The organism is Neptunicoccus sediminis (assembly GCF_001719615.1).
Lineage (GTDB): Bacteria > Pseudomonadota > Alphaproteobacteria > Rhodobacterales > Rhodobacteraceae > Amylibacter > Amylibacter sediminis.
Genome location: NZ_MDVX01000017.1, coordinates 78,812 through 92,988 on the forward strand (window position 1 = coordinate 78,812; position 14,177 = coordinate 92,988).

12 protein-coding genes and 1 pseudogene are annotated in these 14,177 nt (G+C 56.0%); 5 read left to right on the forward strand and 8 right to left on the reverse strand.

The window, feature by feature from the left end; all coding sequences use genetic code 11:
• Positions 1–43: 43 nt before the first annotated feature.
• Complete coding sequence (hemF, locus tag BFV97_RS15670; RefSeq protein WP_069301338.1) at positions 44–922, reverse strand: oxygen-dependent coproporphyrinogen oxidase; 879 nt, start codon at positions 920–922, stop codon at positions 44–46.
• A gap of 161 nt (positions 923–1,083) precedes the next feature.
• Here hemF and BFV97_RS15675 point away from each other — a divergent pair, with 161 nt between their 5' ends.
• On the forward strand, positions 1,084–2,022 hold the full coding sequence (locus BFV97_RS15675) for a DMT family transporter (protein WP_083225684.1): 939 nt from the start codon (positions 1,084–1,086) through the stop codon (positions 2,020–2,022).
• A 53-nt stretch (positions 2,023–2,075) separates the two neighbouring features.
• Here the strand turns inward: BFV97_RS15675 and BFV97_RS18805 are convergent, their stop codons facing one another.
• From BFV97_RS18805 to BFV97_RS15690, 4 genes are all read right to left on the reverse strand, one after another.
• The gene (locus tag BFV97_RS18805; RefSeq protein WP_157888348.1) at positions 2,076–2,270 is read right to left on the reverse strand and encodes a hypothetical protein; all 195 of its coding nucleotides are present in this window, start codon (positions 2,268–2,270) and stop codon (positions 2,076–2,078) included.
• A gap of 168 nt (positions 2,271–2,438) precedes the next feature.
• Positions 2,439–3,404: an ABC transporter permease gene (locus tag BFV97_RS15680; RefSeq protein ID WP_069301339.1), complete on the reverse strand. Its 966-nt coding sequence runs from the start codon at positions 3,402–3,404 to the stop codon at positions 2,439–2,441.
• On the reverse strand, positions 3,397–4,434 hold the full coding sequence (locus BFV97_RS15685; protein WP_069301340.1) for an ABC transporter permease: 1,038 nt from the start codon (positions 4,432–4,434) through the stop codon (positions 3,397–3,399). The genes BFV97_RS15680 and BFV97_RS15685 overlap by 8 nt, the downstream gene beginning before the upstream one ends.
• A 77-nt stretch (positions 4,435–4,511) precedes the next feature.
• Positions 4,512–6,215, reverse strand: a complete 1,704-nt coding sequence (locus tag BFV97_RS15690) for a peptide ABC transporter substrate-binding protein (RefSeq protein ID WP_069301341.1) — start codon at positions 6,213–6,215, stop codon at positions 4,512–4,514.
• A 385-nt stretch (positions 6,216–6,600) separates the two neighbouring features.
• On the opposite strand from BFV97_RS15690, the gene argE reads away from it, so the two are divergent.
• Complete coding sequence (gene argE / locus BFV97_RS15695; RefSeq protein WP_069301342.1) at positions 6,601–7,755, forward strand: acetylornithine deacetylase; 1,155 nt, start codon at positions 6,601–6,603, stop codon at positions 7,753–7,755.
• Positions 7,756–7,765: 10 nt separating this feature from the next.
• Positions 7,766–8,938, forward strand: coding sequence for a M20 aminoacylase family protein (locus BFV97_RS15700; protein WP_069301343.1), 1,173 nt, complete (start codon positions 7,766–7,768; stop codon positions 8,936–8,938).
• 64 nt (positions 8,939–9,002) lie between these two features.
• Here BFV97_RS15700 and ilvD read toward each other — a convergent pair whose 3' ends face one another.
• The 3 genes from ilvD to mddA all read right to left on the reverse strand — a co-directional run bounded on the left by ilvD (position 9,003) and on the right by mddA (position 12,584).
• A complete protein-coding gene (ilvD, locus tag BFV97_RS15705; RefSeq protein ID WP_069301344.1) occupies positions 9,003–10,841 on the reverse strand; it encodes a dihydroxy-acid dehydratase in 1,839 nt (612 codons plus the stop codon).
• 388 nt (positions 10,842–11,229) lie between these two features.
• Positions 11,230–11,844: an OsmC family protein gene (locus tag BFV97_RS15710; RefSeq protein ID WP_083225685.1), complete on the reverse strand. Its 615-nt coding sequence runs from the start codon at positions 11,842–11,844 to the stop codon at positions 11,230–11,232.
• Complete coding sequence (gene mddA / locus BFV97_RS15715) at positions 11,841–12,584, reverse strand: methanethiol S-methyltransferase (protein ID WP_069301345.1); 744 nt, start codon at positions 12,582–12,584, stop codon at positions 11,841–11,843. Before mddA ends, BFV97_RS15710 begins: the two co-directional genes overlap by 4 nt.
• Positions 12,585–12,735: 151 nt before the next feature.
• Here mddA and BFV97_RS15720 point away from each other — a divergent pair, with 151 nt between their 5' ends.
• Together BFV97_RS15720 and BFV97_RS15725 are read left to right on the forward strand one after the other, a co-directional pair.
• Entirely contained in the window at positions 12,736–13,437 is a 702-nt protein-coding gene (locus BFV97_RS15720) for a winged helix-turn-helix transcriptional regulator (RefSeq protein WP_069301346.1), read from the forward strand.
• A gap of 117 nt (positions 13,438–13,554) precedes the next feature.
• Positions 13,555–13,761, forward strand: a pseudogene (locus tag BFV97_RS15725) (helix-turn-helix domain-containing protein); the annotation flags it as partial.
• Positions 13,762–14,177: the final 416 nt, after the last annotated feature.

The following is a 14,177-nucleotide window of genomic DNA, read 5'->3' on the forward strand; positions in this document are numbered from 1 at the left end:
TCCTGCCGACGCCGCCTGTCAGCAACGCCGCAAGTCATTTGGTTCAGATCCACTTGGCCATGGGCGGCAGGCTCATCAGGACCGCATCGGGATCATGCCCTGTTTCCAGCCCGAATTTCGTGCCGCGATCATAGACAAGATTGTATTCCGCATAGAGCCCGCGATGGACCAGTTGCGCCTCTTTGTCGGCATCAGACCACCCGTCATTGCGCCGCTTTTCCGTGACCGGCAGAAAAGCCTCCAGAAAGGCGCGGCCCACGTCCTGCGTAAAGGCAAAATCCGCTTCCCAGTCACCGGTGTTCAGATCATCATAAAAGATGCCGCCAACCCCCCGCGCCCGTTTGCGGTGGGGGATGTAGAAATAGCGGTCCGCCCATTCCTTGAAGCGCGGATAATACGCGGCATCATGCAGATCGCAGCGGGCTTTCAGGGCTGCGTGAAACGCCGCCGTATCTTCGGCATATTCAAGGCACGGGTTCAAATCGGCCCCGCCCCCGAACCACCAGCCGTGGGGCGTCCAGAACATCCGCGTGTTCATATGAACCGCCGGAGTCTGCGGGTTTTGCATGTGGGCCACCAGCGAAATACCCGATGCCCAGAAAGACGGATCTTCCGCCATCCCCGCCATTCCGGGGCGCGAGGCCATCGCCATTTGCGCCCGCTCTCCAAGCTGCCCGTGCACGGTAGAGATATTCACCCCGACTTTCTCAAACACCCGACCGCCCCGCATCACGGACATCAACCCGCCGCCGCCCTTGCCGCCGTCCCGTTCCGTCTTGCGCAGTTCGAACCGTCCGGCGGGCCTATCCGCAAAGGGACCACTGACCTGCGTATCTTCCAGCCCCTCGAAGGCGGCGACGATTTCATCCCTAAGGGCGGAAAACCAATCGGCGGCCCGTGTCTTGTTTTCTTCCATTGCCATTCTTCAGCATCCTTCCAGTCCAGCCGACCCGCAGTCTTTGGGCAGAGGTCATTGCACCCCTCGCGCCAAGAGTCTAGGTCTGTCACAGCGGCTTTACGACGACGCCCTCCGGCGCGCCTTGATCCAGATCAGGAAATGCCCGAAGAACCGAAAGACCTTTCATGAGCAATCGCAACAATTTTATTATCGGCCCCGGCCCCTCCCCCATGCCGGTGTCCGCCGGAAAAAGCAAAGACAACTGGCGCGGGTTAAAATGGATGATGCTCTCGGTGCTTTCATCCTCGGCCATGACAATCGCCGCCCGCTATGCCTCGCTGGAACTGGACAGCCGCGTTGTTGTGCTGATGCGGGGCGTGATGACGGTGGCCGTGCTGCTGGCGCTGCTGGCAGCATCCTCTCACATCCGCCAGAAAATCCGCTTTTCCCAGCCGATGGCCCATATCATACGGGGCGTGCTGATCACCGCCTCAACCCATTTCGGCTTTTACACCATCGCCACTGTCCCACTGGCCACAACCACGGTCCTGTTCTTTACCGCGCCGATTTTCGCGACGGTTCTGGCCGTGTTTATCCATAAAGAAACCATTGGCCCCCGCCGGATCGGGGCGATCTGCGCAGGGTTTGCAGGGGTGCTGATTATTCTGCGACCGGGCGTCGATGCGCAGGAAATCGGCCTGATCACCGCGATTCTAAGCTCCCTGACCTTTGCAATGGCGCTCACCATGTCGCGCAATCTGGCCAATGCAGACGGACCGATGTCCACCTATCTCTCCTCCACTGCGATTATGGCTGTGCTTTCGGTGCCAATCGCCGCGCCGGTGTTCACGCTGCCGGATATGACATTCACATGGTTCGCGCTCGCCGCGCTGGTGATCACCGGATCAGTGCGTGGCATTGCCGATATTGAGGCGTACCGCTACGCCGATGCCGCGCTACTGACGCCGATCACCTACCTGCGGCTCGTCTTTATCGGCACTGCGGGCTACCTTTTCTTTTCAGAAACCATCGACGGACCGACCCTTGTGGGCGCGTCGATCATTGTCGCCTCAACCCTTTATATCGCCCAGCGCGAACGGGCGCAGAAAAACAAGGACGCCTAAAACGACAAACGCGGGCCGATTGGCCCGCGCTCTGTTGCATGATTGGACAGGCATCAGGCCGCGACGCGGATCTTGCGCTTGGGCTGTGCCGTAAGAGAAAACCGCAACGGCGTGTGACGCAACCGCGTCATCACCGTGGGGATCGGGCTTCCAACCAGAGCGTAGACACGCTCTGACGCTGTTTCCGAAGCACTGACAACAACACTGGTCATCATCTCTCGTTCCAGACGTAGGGGAGAATTACTCATATTATACACCTCAACTCTACAGGTTCGGACACGGGAATTGCCGCATCCAAATCAAATATCCCAGAGCAAGGCGGCGCCAGATAGACTAATTTGAGACGTTTTCACGAACAATGATGATCAAATTGTGACGCATACATCCGGCTTCAATGTTCCCGAAATACTCATCCCCTAACGCCCGCGAATACGCGGGTCGAGCGCGTCTCTCAACCCGTCACCGATATAGTTCACCGACAGCACCGTCAGGGAAATCATCAGGCCGGGCAGCACGACACGTTCGGGGAATTCCTCCATCCGCGGCACCGCATCAGACAGCAGTTTACCCCATGTGGGGAAATCCGACGGAAAGCCCACCCCAAGGAAAGACAGCGCACTTTCGGTGATGATTGCCGTGGCCAGACCCAGCGTGGCAGACACCATAATCGGAGAGAGCACATTTGGCAGCAGGTGGCGGGTAATAATCTTGAAGGGCTTCGTCCCGATGGAACGGGCCGCCAGAATAAACTCCCGCTCTTTCAGCGCCAGCACCTCACCGCGCACAATCCGCGCGGTTTGCATCCAGCTTGTGATGCCGATGATGGCCACGATCAGTATGAACATACCTGTTTCTGGGCCAAAGTTCTTGCGCAGGGGCTGGCGGAAGAGGGTCACAGCCACCAGCAGCAGGGGCAGGATCGGCAGGGACAAAACCAGATCGGTAAAGCGCATGAACAACCCGTCCAGCCGCTTGAAAAAACCGGCCACCACGCCGATCACTGTACCGATCACAACCGAGATCAGCATCGCTGCCCAGCCCACCGCCATAGAGGCCCGCCCCCCCGACAAAAGATTCGCCAGAATATCGCGGCCCAGATTGTCCGATCCCAGCGGATGCGCCCAGTTCACCTTGGCATCCCCGTCCCAAAGCGCCGTATAAATCGGACGGATATCCTTGAAACGGATGTTCAGCTTTTGCGGGTCCACTGTCCATAGATAGGGCCCGACCAGCACAGCAAGCGTGATAAACACCAGAAAGCCACCGCCGAACAGTGCGCCTTTGTGCCGTCGGAACTGTCGCCACACATCGGCCCACTGACTGCGGGGCGGCGCGGTCGGGACCGGCTCGAATGACTTCGGGGTCGCGGTTTGTTCAGTCATAGCGGATCCTCGGGTCTAGCAGGCCGTAGAGAATATCGGCAATCAGGTTGAACACCACAATCAGTAGCGCAAAGATAAAGGTCAGCGTCTGCACCATCGGCAGGTCATTGGCAAACAGGGCTGTCAGCAGCAACTGCCCCACCCCGTTCACCTTGAACACGTTCTCGGTGATGATGGCCCCGCCGAAAATCGACGGGATGCCGAGCGCAATCACCGTGACCACCGGAATCATGGAATTGCGCAGCACATGCACCATCACAACCACGCTTTCCTTTAACCCTTTGGCCCGCGCGGTGCGCACATAATCCTGATTGAGATTGTCGAGCATGGAAGAGCGCATAAACCGACTGATCTGTGCTGTGGTTTGCAGCGCCAGCACCATCACCGGCATGATCATCTGCTGAAGCTGGATTTTGAACGAGGCCCAGTCCCGCACCACATGGGTGGTGTCATAGATCGACGGGAACCAGCCCAGACCAACCGCAAAGACTACAATCAGCAGCGGGCCGGTGAAAAACGGCGGGATCGAAAAGCCGATCATGGTGACAAACGTCCCCGCCTGATCGAAGATCGAATACTGACGGTAGGCGGAATAGATGCCAATCGGCAGCGCAATCAGGATACCGACCACATAGGCCAGCCCCACCACCCAAAGCGTCTGGGGAATGCGCTGGATCACAATATCCATCACTGGCGAACGGGTCTGCCAACTAATCACCCGCAGTTTTCCTTCGGAAAAACTGGTGTCCGGCAGCCAGCCGAGCAACCAAGTGTCCCGTGTCAGCCAGTCAACAAAAACCTGCGGTTCGACCCAGAAGAACTGGATCAGCCATTTGACATACCGGATGTGCAACGGCTCTCCGAGACCGAGTGCCTCGCGCATTTTCTGTTTCACGTCCGGGGGCACCGTCAGGGGCACCTGCGCCATCGGATCACCGGGCGCGAGTTCCAGAAGTAAAAATATGATCAAAGAAATAAACAGAAGGGTCGGGATAGAAAAAAGCAGACGACGGATCGTGTATGTGAGCATGAACGCCTCGGTTTATGTCTTTGCCGTGCAACCGGATAGAGGCCCCGCACCAGAAGGTGCAGGGCCGGTTATGCGGTTTACTCTGTGCGGTGCCAGTCGGCTGCGTTCCACAGCTCGCTGTCCCAAGTGTTCAGCACAACGCCACCCAAAGTATTGGAATGGGCGGAAACACGGCCACGATCCACCAGAGGTACAATTGTATATGTATCTTTGGTCAGCATCTCGTTCATCTGGATGCCGATCTTGCCACGCTCGTTCAGATCGCCGGTATTGGCCAGCTTGTCGATCAGCGCATCATAGGCCGGATCACAGAAGCGGTTGATGTTTTCACCCTGCCACTGGCTTTCGGGTTTGGGTTCGCCGCCACAACGATACGCCGCAAGATACTGCTGCGGGTCTGTGCCGTTGAAGTTGTTGGCATACATTTCCACATCTGCATAGAACTTCTGGAAGGTATCAGGGGAACCCGGATCACCGCCGAAGAACACAGAGGCATCAATGTTGCGCAACTCGGTTTCAACACCGATTTCGGACCACCACTGTTTGATCAGCGCCTGAAAGTCCTGACGCACGGCGTTCGTGGATGTCTGGTACAAAAGCGCCAGCTTCTTACCGTCCTTGTCCCGTACACCGTCACCGTCTGTGTCGGTCCAGCCGGCTTCTTCCAGCAGGGCTTTCGCGCCTTCGATGTCTTGCGTCATACAGTCGGTGTTCGGGGATGCGAAAACCTTTGGCGCAGGAACAAGGTTACAGGTCGGACGACCGGCCTGACCATAGCCCACTTCAACCAGCAATTCGCGGTCGATCGCCATAGACAGCGCCTTGCGTACTTTCAGATCCGACAGGATCGGGTGTGGCGCCTTGGTGGTAGAGCGGGTGTCCGCATCCAGTTCCGGCGATGGATCGGTCAGGTTCATTTCCAGACGTTCCACCAGCGAACCAAAGGCTGCAATCGGCTTGCCCTTGCCGCCTTCTGCCATCTTGGCAATCACGTCCGGTGCAAGTTGCAGGTTCCACGCATAGTCGAACTCTCCGGTTTCCATAACCGCACGACCCGCAGCCGCCGCATCACCGCCGCCCTTCAGGGTCAGCGTCGCAAAGGCCGGTTTTGCCGCATCGCGGTAATGCGGGTTGGCTTCCATCTGGATCACGTCATTGGGGCGGAAATCCGTCACACGAAAAGGGCCGGTGCCGATGGGGTTGAAGTTTGCCTCGGTACATTCCGGTGCCTTCGCCCCGAGACAATCGGCAAATTGCGCCGCTTGCAGGATCGGAGACTGACCGCCCATAAACGGACCATAAGGGTTCGGTTTGGGCTGGTTGAAGGTGACTTTGGTTGTCAGCTCGTCAATGGCTTCAACCGACACAACACCATCAAAGAAAGACGCCTGCGCGCAACCCCCTTCAGGGTGCATACAGTAATCCGCCGTGAATTTCACATCCGCCGATGTGACCGGTGTGCCGTCCGACCACTTCAAACCCTCTTTCAGCTTCCATGTGATAGACGTGAGATCCTCGCTCACACCGCCATTGGCAACTGTGGGAATTTCGTCAACCAGATAGGGCACCAGCGCACCGTCCTGATCATAGCGGCCCAGAGGCTCGATCACCAGCGAAGAGGCTTCCACGTCTTTGGTCCCTGCGGAGAGATAGGGGTTCAGAATAGACGGAGCCTGCCAGTAGATCACGTTCACATGGCCGTCAGAGCCGCGCTCTGCCTGACCCATGGTTGCCATCGAAAGCGCCAGTACGCTGCCAACGGTCAATGATTGAAATTTCATAGTCACTTAACTCCCAATTGTTGTGTTTTAGGTCTGAGAAGCTGCGCCAGCCTGCGCCCGACAAGCGCTGGATGCAAAGCTCACAGGGGCTGAATTCGCCAAAACCGGCAGTCGTTTTGATTGATCACTTAGAGGGGAACAAACCAAACAGAGGTTTTGCAACAGCTTCTCCTGATACGATTTTACGCCGGAATCGGTCTCCGGCCGACAGACCATGGCAAAGACTAAACCGATAAATTCCTATCACACAACGTTTTTTCTCAAAGACCTGCAAACAACCTGTTTTGCCGATGGCTTGCCCTTGGGGAAAACAGGGCGGATTTGCGCTTGACGCCCTGCCCCTGTCTTCCCACACTCCGGCCATTCCAAACAGGATGGTCTGAAGATGGCTGACACCTATACACCCCGCGAAATGCTGGAAAAACTGGTGGGGTTTGATACGGTCTCGCACCGCTCCAATCTCGAACTGATCGCATTCGTCGAACAATATCTCAGCGCCCACGGGGTAGAGAGCACGCGGGTTTATAATGAAACCCGCGACAAGGCGAACCTATACGCCCACATCGGCCCGCAAACGCCCGGTGGCGTGATCCTGTCGGGGCATACGGATGTGGTGCCCGTCGAAGGGCAGAACTGGTCCAGCGACCCTTTTACCCTGACGGAAAAAGACGGTAAGCTGTTTGGCCGTGGCAGTTGCGACATGAAAGGTTTTCTCGCGATTGCGCTGGCCCATGTGCCCCGAATGCTGGCCGCCGGACTAACCACCCCGATCCAACTCGCGCTCAGCTATGATGAAGAAGTCGGCTGTGAAGGTGTCATCCCGATGGTCAAGGAACTGGCGGGCAAGATGCCAAAGGCGGAGATCTGCATCGTCGGGGAACCGTCTTTGATGAAAGTGGTGACAGGGCATAAGGGCAGCATCGGCTTTGAAACCGAAGTGACCGGCTATGAGGTCCATTCCTCCCTTGCGCACAAAGGCGTCTCTGCAATCATGACCGCTGCCACGCTGGTGGAATGGCACAACGCCAGAAACGCGCAGGCCGTGGACAACAGCGATCCCGACTGCATATTCGAGCCGCCGTTTTCCACCTATCATGTGGGCATCATCGAAGGCGGAACCGCTGGCAATATCACCGCGAAAACCTGTCGCTTCATCAATGATTTCCGCCTGCTTCCTGCAGAAGACCCGATCAAAGCCGAAGCCGCCTACCGCGCCTTTGCCGCCGATCTGGAGGCTAAAATCAAAAGCGTCCGCCCCGAAGCGGGCATCAAAATCACCCGACAATACGACATGCCCGGCCTGAAACCGGAAGAAAACGGCAAGGCCGAGGCGCTCGCCCGTCGCCTCACAGGGGATAACTCCGACAATGTGGTCAGCTATGGCACAGAGGCGGGACATTTTCAGGCCGAAGGCATCTCCACCGTCATCTGCGGCCCGGGTTCAATCGAACAGGCCCATCAGGCCGACGAATACATCACAATCGACCAGCTCGATCAGGGAACGCAGTTCATGCGCGATCTGATTGACGCACTATCATAAGGAAACACCCATGCCACTGATCAACCGATTTGCCGAAACCCATGCAGACATCACCGCGATCCGGCGGGATCTGCACGAACATCCCGAACTGCAATTCGACTGCCACCGCACAGCCGGCATCGTTGCGGACAAACTGCGGGAATGGGGCTGCGACGAAGTGAAGACCGGCATCGGCCAGACCGGAGTCGTGGCTGTTATCAAAGGCAAACAGAACACATCCGGCAAGGTGATCGGCCTGCGCGCCGACATGGATGCGCTGCCCATCTATGAGGCAACGGGCCTTGACTATGCCTCCAAGACCGAAGGCAAAATGCACGCTTGCGGCCATGACGGACACACCGCCATGCTGCTCGGCGCGGCGCAATACCTGTGCGAAACCCGCAATTTCGACGGCACCGCCGTCGTGATCTTCCAACCTGCCGAAGAAGGCGGCGGCGGCGGGCGCGAAATGGTCGAGGAAGGCATTATGGAAGATTTCGGCATTCAGGAAGTCTACGGCATGCACAACTGGCCCGGCCTTGCCACAGGCGCTTTTGCCATCCGCTCCGGCTCTTTCTTTGCTGCGGCCGATCTGATCGACATCGAAGTGACCGGCAAAGGCGCACATGCGGCCAAGCCCCATGACGGAATCGATACCACAGTGGTCGCGTCCCATATCGTGATCGCGCTGCAAACCATCGCCTCAAGGGTGGCCGATCCGCTGGAATCGGTGGTGGTCTCTGTCACCAGCTTTGAAACCGAAAGCAAAGCCTTCAACGTGATCCCCGAACGGGTGGAACTGCGCGGCACCGTGCGCACCCTTTCGCCCGCCATGCGGGATATGGCCGAAGAGCAGATCAAACGCATCGCGGAAAACACCGCCGCAGCCTTTGGCGCCACCGCCAAAGTGAACTACCAGCGCAACTATCCGGTGATGGTGAACCATGACGCGCAAACCGAATTCATGGCCGAAGTCGCGAGGGACGTAGCGGGTGATTACAACGTCAACACCGATATGGAACCCACAATGGGCGGCGAGGATTTCGCCTTCATGCTGGAATCCCGCCCCGGCGCCTATATCCTTGTAGGCAACGGTGACGGCGCAATGGTCCACCACCCAGAATACAACTTCAACGACGAGGTTATTCCCGCAGGCTGTTCGCTCTGGGCACGGATCATCGAAAAATCCATGCCAGCCGCCTAGACAGAAAAAGCCCCGCTGACATCACACCAGCGGGGCTTCAATGTTCTTCAAATACTCAAAACCCTTACGGTTCCAGACGCACCGCCCCTTGCGAGGCATTGCCTACATTCGCCGCATAGACCCGCAGCGCCCGGCTCACCTTGCGCTTGCGCGGCTCTGCCGGCGCCCAGGGATTTTCCCGCGCTTCCATCGCAGCCCGACGCTCTGCCAGTTGCGCGTCGCTCAGTTTCACATTCATGCTGCGGTTGGGGATGTCGATCTCGATGATATCGCCTTCTTCGACCAGCGCGATATTGCCGCCCTCGCCGGCTTCGGGGGAAACGTGCCCGATCGACAGACCGGACGTTCCGCCTGAAAAGCGTCCGTCAGTGATCAGCGCACAGGCTTTGCCGAGCTTCATGGATTTGAGGTACGTTGTCGGGTACAGCATCTCCTGCATCCCCGGCCCGCCCCGTGGCCCTTCATAGCGGATCACAACAACATCGCCTTCCTTGACCTCTTTGCCAAGAATGCGGTTACAGGCTTCCTCTTGGGATTCACACACTACTGCGCGGCCTTCAAACTTCAGAATGCTCTCATCCACACCGGCGGTTTTCACCACGCAGCCTTCCTGACTGAGATTGCCGAACAGAACCGCAAGACCGCCCTCTTGGGAATGGGCGTGGGCGACTTCGCGGATCACGCCGTTCTCGCGGTCCAGATCCAGTTCCTTATAGCGGCGGGATTGGGAAAACGCTTTGGTGGTGCGTACGCCACCGGGCGCGGCGAGGAACAACTCGCGCACGGAATCATCATTGGTGGTGCGCACGTCCCATTTGGCAATCGCATCGCCAAGGGTCGGTTCGTGAATGGTGCCAACAGAGGTGTCGAGCATCCCCGCACGGTTCATTTCTCCCAGAAGCGCGAAAATACCGCCCGCACGGTGCACATCTTCCATGTGCACATTGGCAACCGCTGGTGCGACCTTGCACAGACACGGCGTGTTGCGGGACAGACGGTCAATGTCGTCTACGGTAAAGTCCACTTCCGCCTCTTGCGCCATCGCCAGAAGGTGCAGAATAGTATTGGTGGACCCGCCCATTGTAATGTCCATACGCATGGCATTTTCAAAAGAGGCTTTGGTCGCGATCCCCCGTGCAGAGACAGCTTTATTGCCGTTCACGTAGTAATCTTTGGTCAGTTCCACAATCCGGCGGCCTGCCTTGCGGAACAGCATCTCGCGGTCGGAGTGTGTGGCCAGCGTCGACCCGTTGCCCGGCAGCGCCAGACCCAGCGCCTCGGCCAGACAGTTCATAGAGTTCGCAGTGAACATACCGGAACAGGACCCACAGGTCGGACAGGCGCTTTCCTCAATCGCAAGGACTTCTTCGTCGGTGCGGTCGGGGTTGGCGGCCTGCATCATCGCATCCACCAGATCAATCGCCTGCAACTCCCCGTCGATATCGACCTTACCGGCCTCCATCGGTCCACCGGATACAAACACCACAGGAATATCCAGCCGCAGCGCCGCCATCATCATACCCGGTGTGATCTTGTCACAGTTGGAGATACAAACCATCGCATCCGCGCAATGGGCGTTAACCATGTATTCGACACTGTCCGCGATAACCTCGCGGCTGGGCAGGGAATAAAGCATTCCGTCATGGCCCATTGCAATACCGTCATCAACGGCAATGGTGTTGAATTCCTTGGCCACACCACCGGCTGCATGGATTTCCTCAGCTACCAGACCGCCAAGGTCTTTGAGGTGCACGTGACCGGGCACGAACTGGGTAAAAGAGTTAACAACCGCAATGATCGGCTTGCCGAAATCGTCATCCGTCATCCCCGTCGCCCGCCAGAGCCCGCGGGCCCCTGCCATGTTGCGACCGTGGGTGGAAGTTCTTGAACGATACGGAATCATAGGTCTGCCCTCGCGTGGAAATCTGATTTTCCACCGTGTTTTGCCCTAAGGCGTAAAGAATTGCCAGCCCCCGCGCCTTGTTATGGCGCAGGGAAGTTCAAATGCCTCCGGCGGTCATATCGTCAAGGCTATAACGGATAATTTTTCTTAGTTGGAATGCGTCAGATACAAAAAGCATCTACAATTTTATCTTACTCTTCGCGGTTGATGAAATGCTGACACATTTTAGCCCGTGACCCATACGCGTCCTTTCTCGGACGGCCTTAATCATGCATTGGCGGTAACGGTGAATTCTTCAGTGTTTTGGTGTGTAGTCGGGTGCAATGTTGCGAATTTTGGACATTTGTCGCATTTGTCTTGGTATTCCGCTTTCGAAGACAACAATTGTTCAGCTCGAGGTGACGTTTCCAACACTTGAAACACTGAAGCTGCGTTCAATTTCCAGGGTTGGTGGAGCGCGTAAGGTTTGCAGGATGACACAGCTTCGCTCTGCCGCGTCAATCAGTGCGTTTAGGTGCGGTTTTGAGTTCTCGCACTCTGTGTTCAGTTCAACCTTCAAGTGGGTCGTTTGAAATCCGACCGGCACATTGTCACCTGTCATCAACGCTCCGCGAACGTCGGCTCCCAGGCTGACCTGAACTTCGAGGCGGCTCAACTCTATGCCTTTAAGGTTAGCAATCATGCGGATGGCTGTATCAAGACAACTGGCCAAGGCCGCGGCCAGAATTTCGCCTGGACATGGAAAGTCGCTTTCGCCACCCACAGCTTTGTGGACGGACACTGGGATGTCCACCGGAATGCCTTCGCCGCAAACCACATGCCCGTGGAGCGGATGGTTTGCGGGAGCTTGGGCATCAACTGTTTTTGCATGATCGTACACCCAAGCTGCTTCAGGTTTACTATGATAACGCTTTCGCAATGGGAGTTGCCGGTCGAGAATGCGTGGTGGTTTAACATTTGTGAAAGACTGAATGTGGTGCAGATGTTTAGGATCCAATGTCATTTGGCCGCCCCCCGCCCAAATCTCGGAAGAAATGCAGGAACCTTGTTTTGATATGTGATGTAATCCTCACCGAACTGGGCAATCAGATCCCTTTCCTCAAGACGTAACACCGCGATGACGATGTATCCTGAGGTCACGAGCGTAAACAAAAGATGACCGACGGTCATGGTCGGCGCGGTCCAAAAGGCGATCAGAAATCCGGTCATGATTGGATGGCGCATGAAACGGTAAAGCCCGACTTCCATAAATCCCAGTTGGATTGGTTGGCGCTTTTTTAAGTTTGCGCAAACTTGTTTCAGCCCAAACAGATCAAAGTGATCAATCATGAAGGTTGAGGCCAAAACGACCAGCCAGCCGCCCCAAAAAAGACCGGTCAATGCTGTGCCGAGGACCGTATTTCTGACGTCCCATACAACCGCCGGAAGCGGCTGCCAGAACGCGAAAATCATAATCAGGGCACCGCTTGTCATGAGTATATACGTACTACGTTCGGCAGCTTGCGGGATAACTGTAGTCCAGAGTCGTTTGAATGCTGGACGCGCCATAATGCTGTGCTGAAGAGCAAAGACAGACAGCAATACCAGATTGATAATCAGCGAAGAGGCGATTGGTCCTTGCGCGCCGGAATCGATTGATTTTGGCACCAGCACATTTCCGACAAAGCCGATGGAATAGAGGAACGTCGCCAGAAAAATAACGTAGACGACGATGCCGTAGATAAATGTTAATGAGCGGCCCATGCCAAACCCCTTTCGATAAGAAATCTCTCAGAAAACCGGACTTGGTCATATGGTGCGCGCATCGTGCAACGGGGGATACTTCGCAATCCGTATCAAACCACTACGCAATCCGTAGTAGTCAAGTTGCCCTTTTTCGCTGTAGGCTTGACTGATGGACAGCAACTCAAAGAACGTTTCGGGCAGCTTGTGTCCGGCGATGGCCTCTGCCGAAATTTTGGGGGACAAATGGACTCTGCTACTTTTGCGCGAAATGTTTCTGGGTACAACGCGTTTTGGCGGTTTTCAAAAAGCGATCCCGCGCATGTCTCCTTCGATCCTGAGCAAACGGCTTAAAACCTTGGAAGCAGCAGAGATTATTATCCGGAAATCGGCGCCGACCACTCAAATAGCAGACTATAAACTGACGCGTTCGGGGCGAGAGCTTGGACCAATTGTCGAATATATGGCCATCTGGGGAATGCGGTGGCGCAAACGCAGTATCGCAGCGCAGGATTGCGATGTTGGTGGGTTCATGTGGGATTTCCATCGCACACTGAATACCGAAGGCTTGCCGGATGGAGACACGGTGATCCTTGTGCAAATTTCCGACCGTACCGATCTTAATACGTGGTGGGTAATTGCGAATGCCGTATCAGTTGATCTGTGCCCCACCGACCCGGGCCATGAGGTTGATGTGTACCTCACGGCGACGCTAGCAAACTTGATAGCCCTGTGGTTGGGGGATACGGACGTGCGGAACGCGGTTGAAGCCAAATCAATCTTTTTGGATGGGCCGAGGCATTTAATAAACACAGCGCAAGACTGGATGGCGCAGTCCCCACTCGTCGGGGTAAAACCGGCCCTCTCGGACTGAAGGCTTCTTCGCTTTAAGGGGCTGGGGTGACAACGGCCTTGTGCGAGATCGCGCGGCGCATCTCATAAACGAAATGTTGGCTGTTCTTTTTGATGGTGGCGGGAACCGAATCATCAAATAAGGAATCCACAAAAAGTAAATTCTACTGACAAGACCATCAAACATAAAACCGGTCTTCTAAGCTTGGCCGAGGAATTGGGTAATGCGTCGAAGGCTTGCCAAGTTAAGGGCATGTCGCGCGACACATTCTACCGTTACAAATCGGCAGTCGAGGCTGGCGGCGTTGAAGCGTTGTTCGAGCGCACGCGGCGCAAGCACAATCTGGCGTCCTGACTACTTCGACTATCATAAATATCACGACATCACTTCCATGACTGTGTTCGCGCACATCTAATGTAAGACATTCGAAACCACTCTTGAAGAACGCAAAGATGAGATATTACCACGGATGCGCAAGATACACATCGGGCTCTATGGTGATTGGATGTGGATGGATGATCAGATCGTTAAAGTCTTAAAAGAGATCTAGGACATTAGCCGCACGGAAAAGAACTGCGTCAACGTGATGACGGTACCTAGAATTGCTCAAACGTTCTCGCCTGATTTGGTCGCACCGATGTGTTGATTTCCGTTGAGAAGTGACCCGGTATTTTCACCGAGATTTGACCCACCCTTGTTTATGTCTCAGCGGTCATGTTGTGGTCAATGCTGGCATCTCCTTTCTTGTTTTCTTTGCCGCC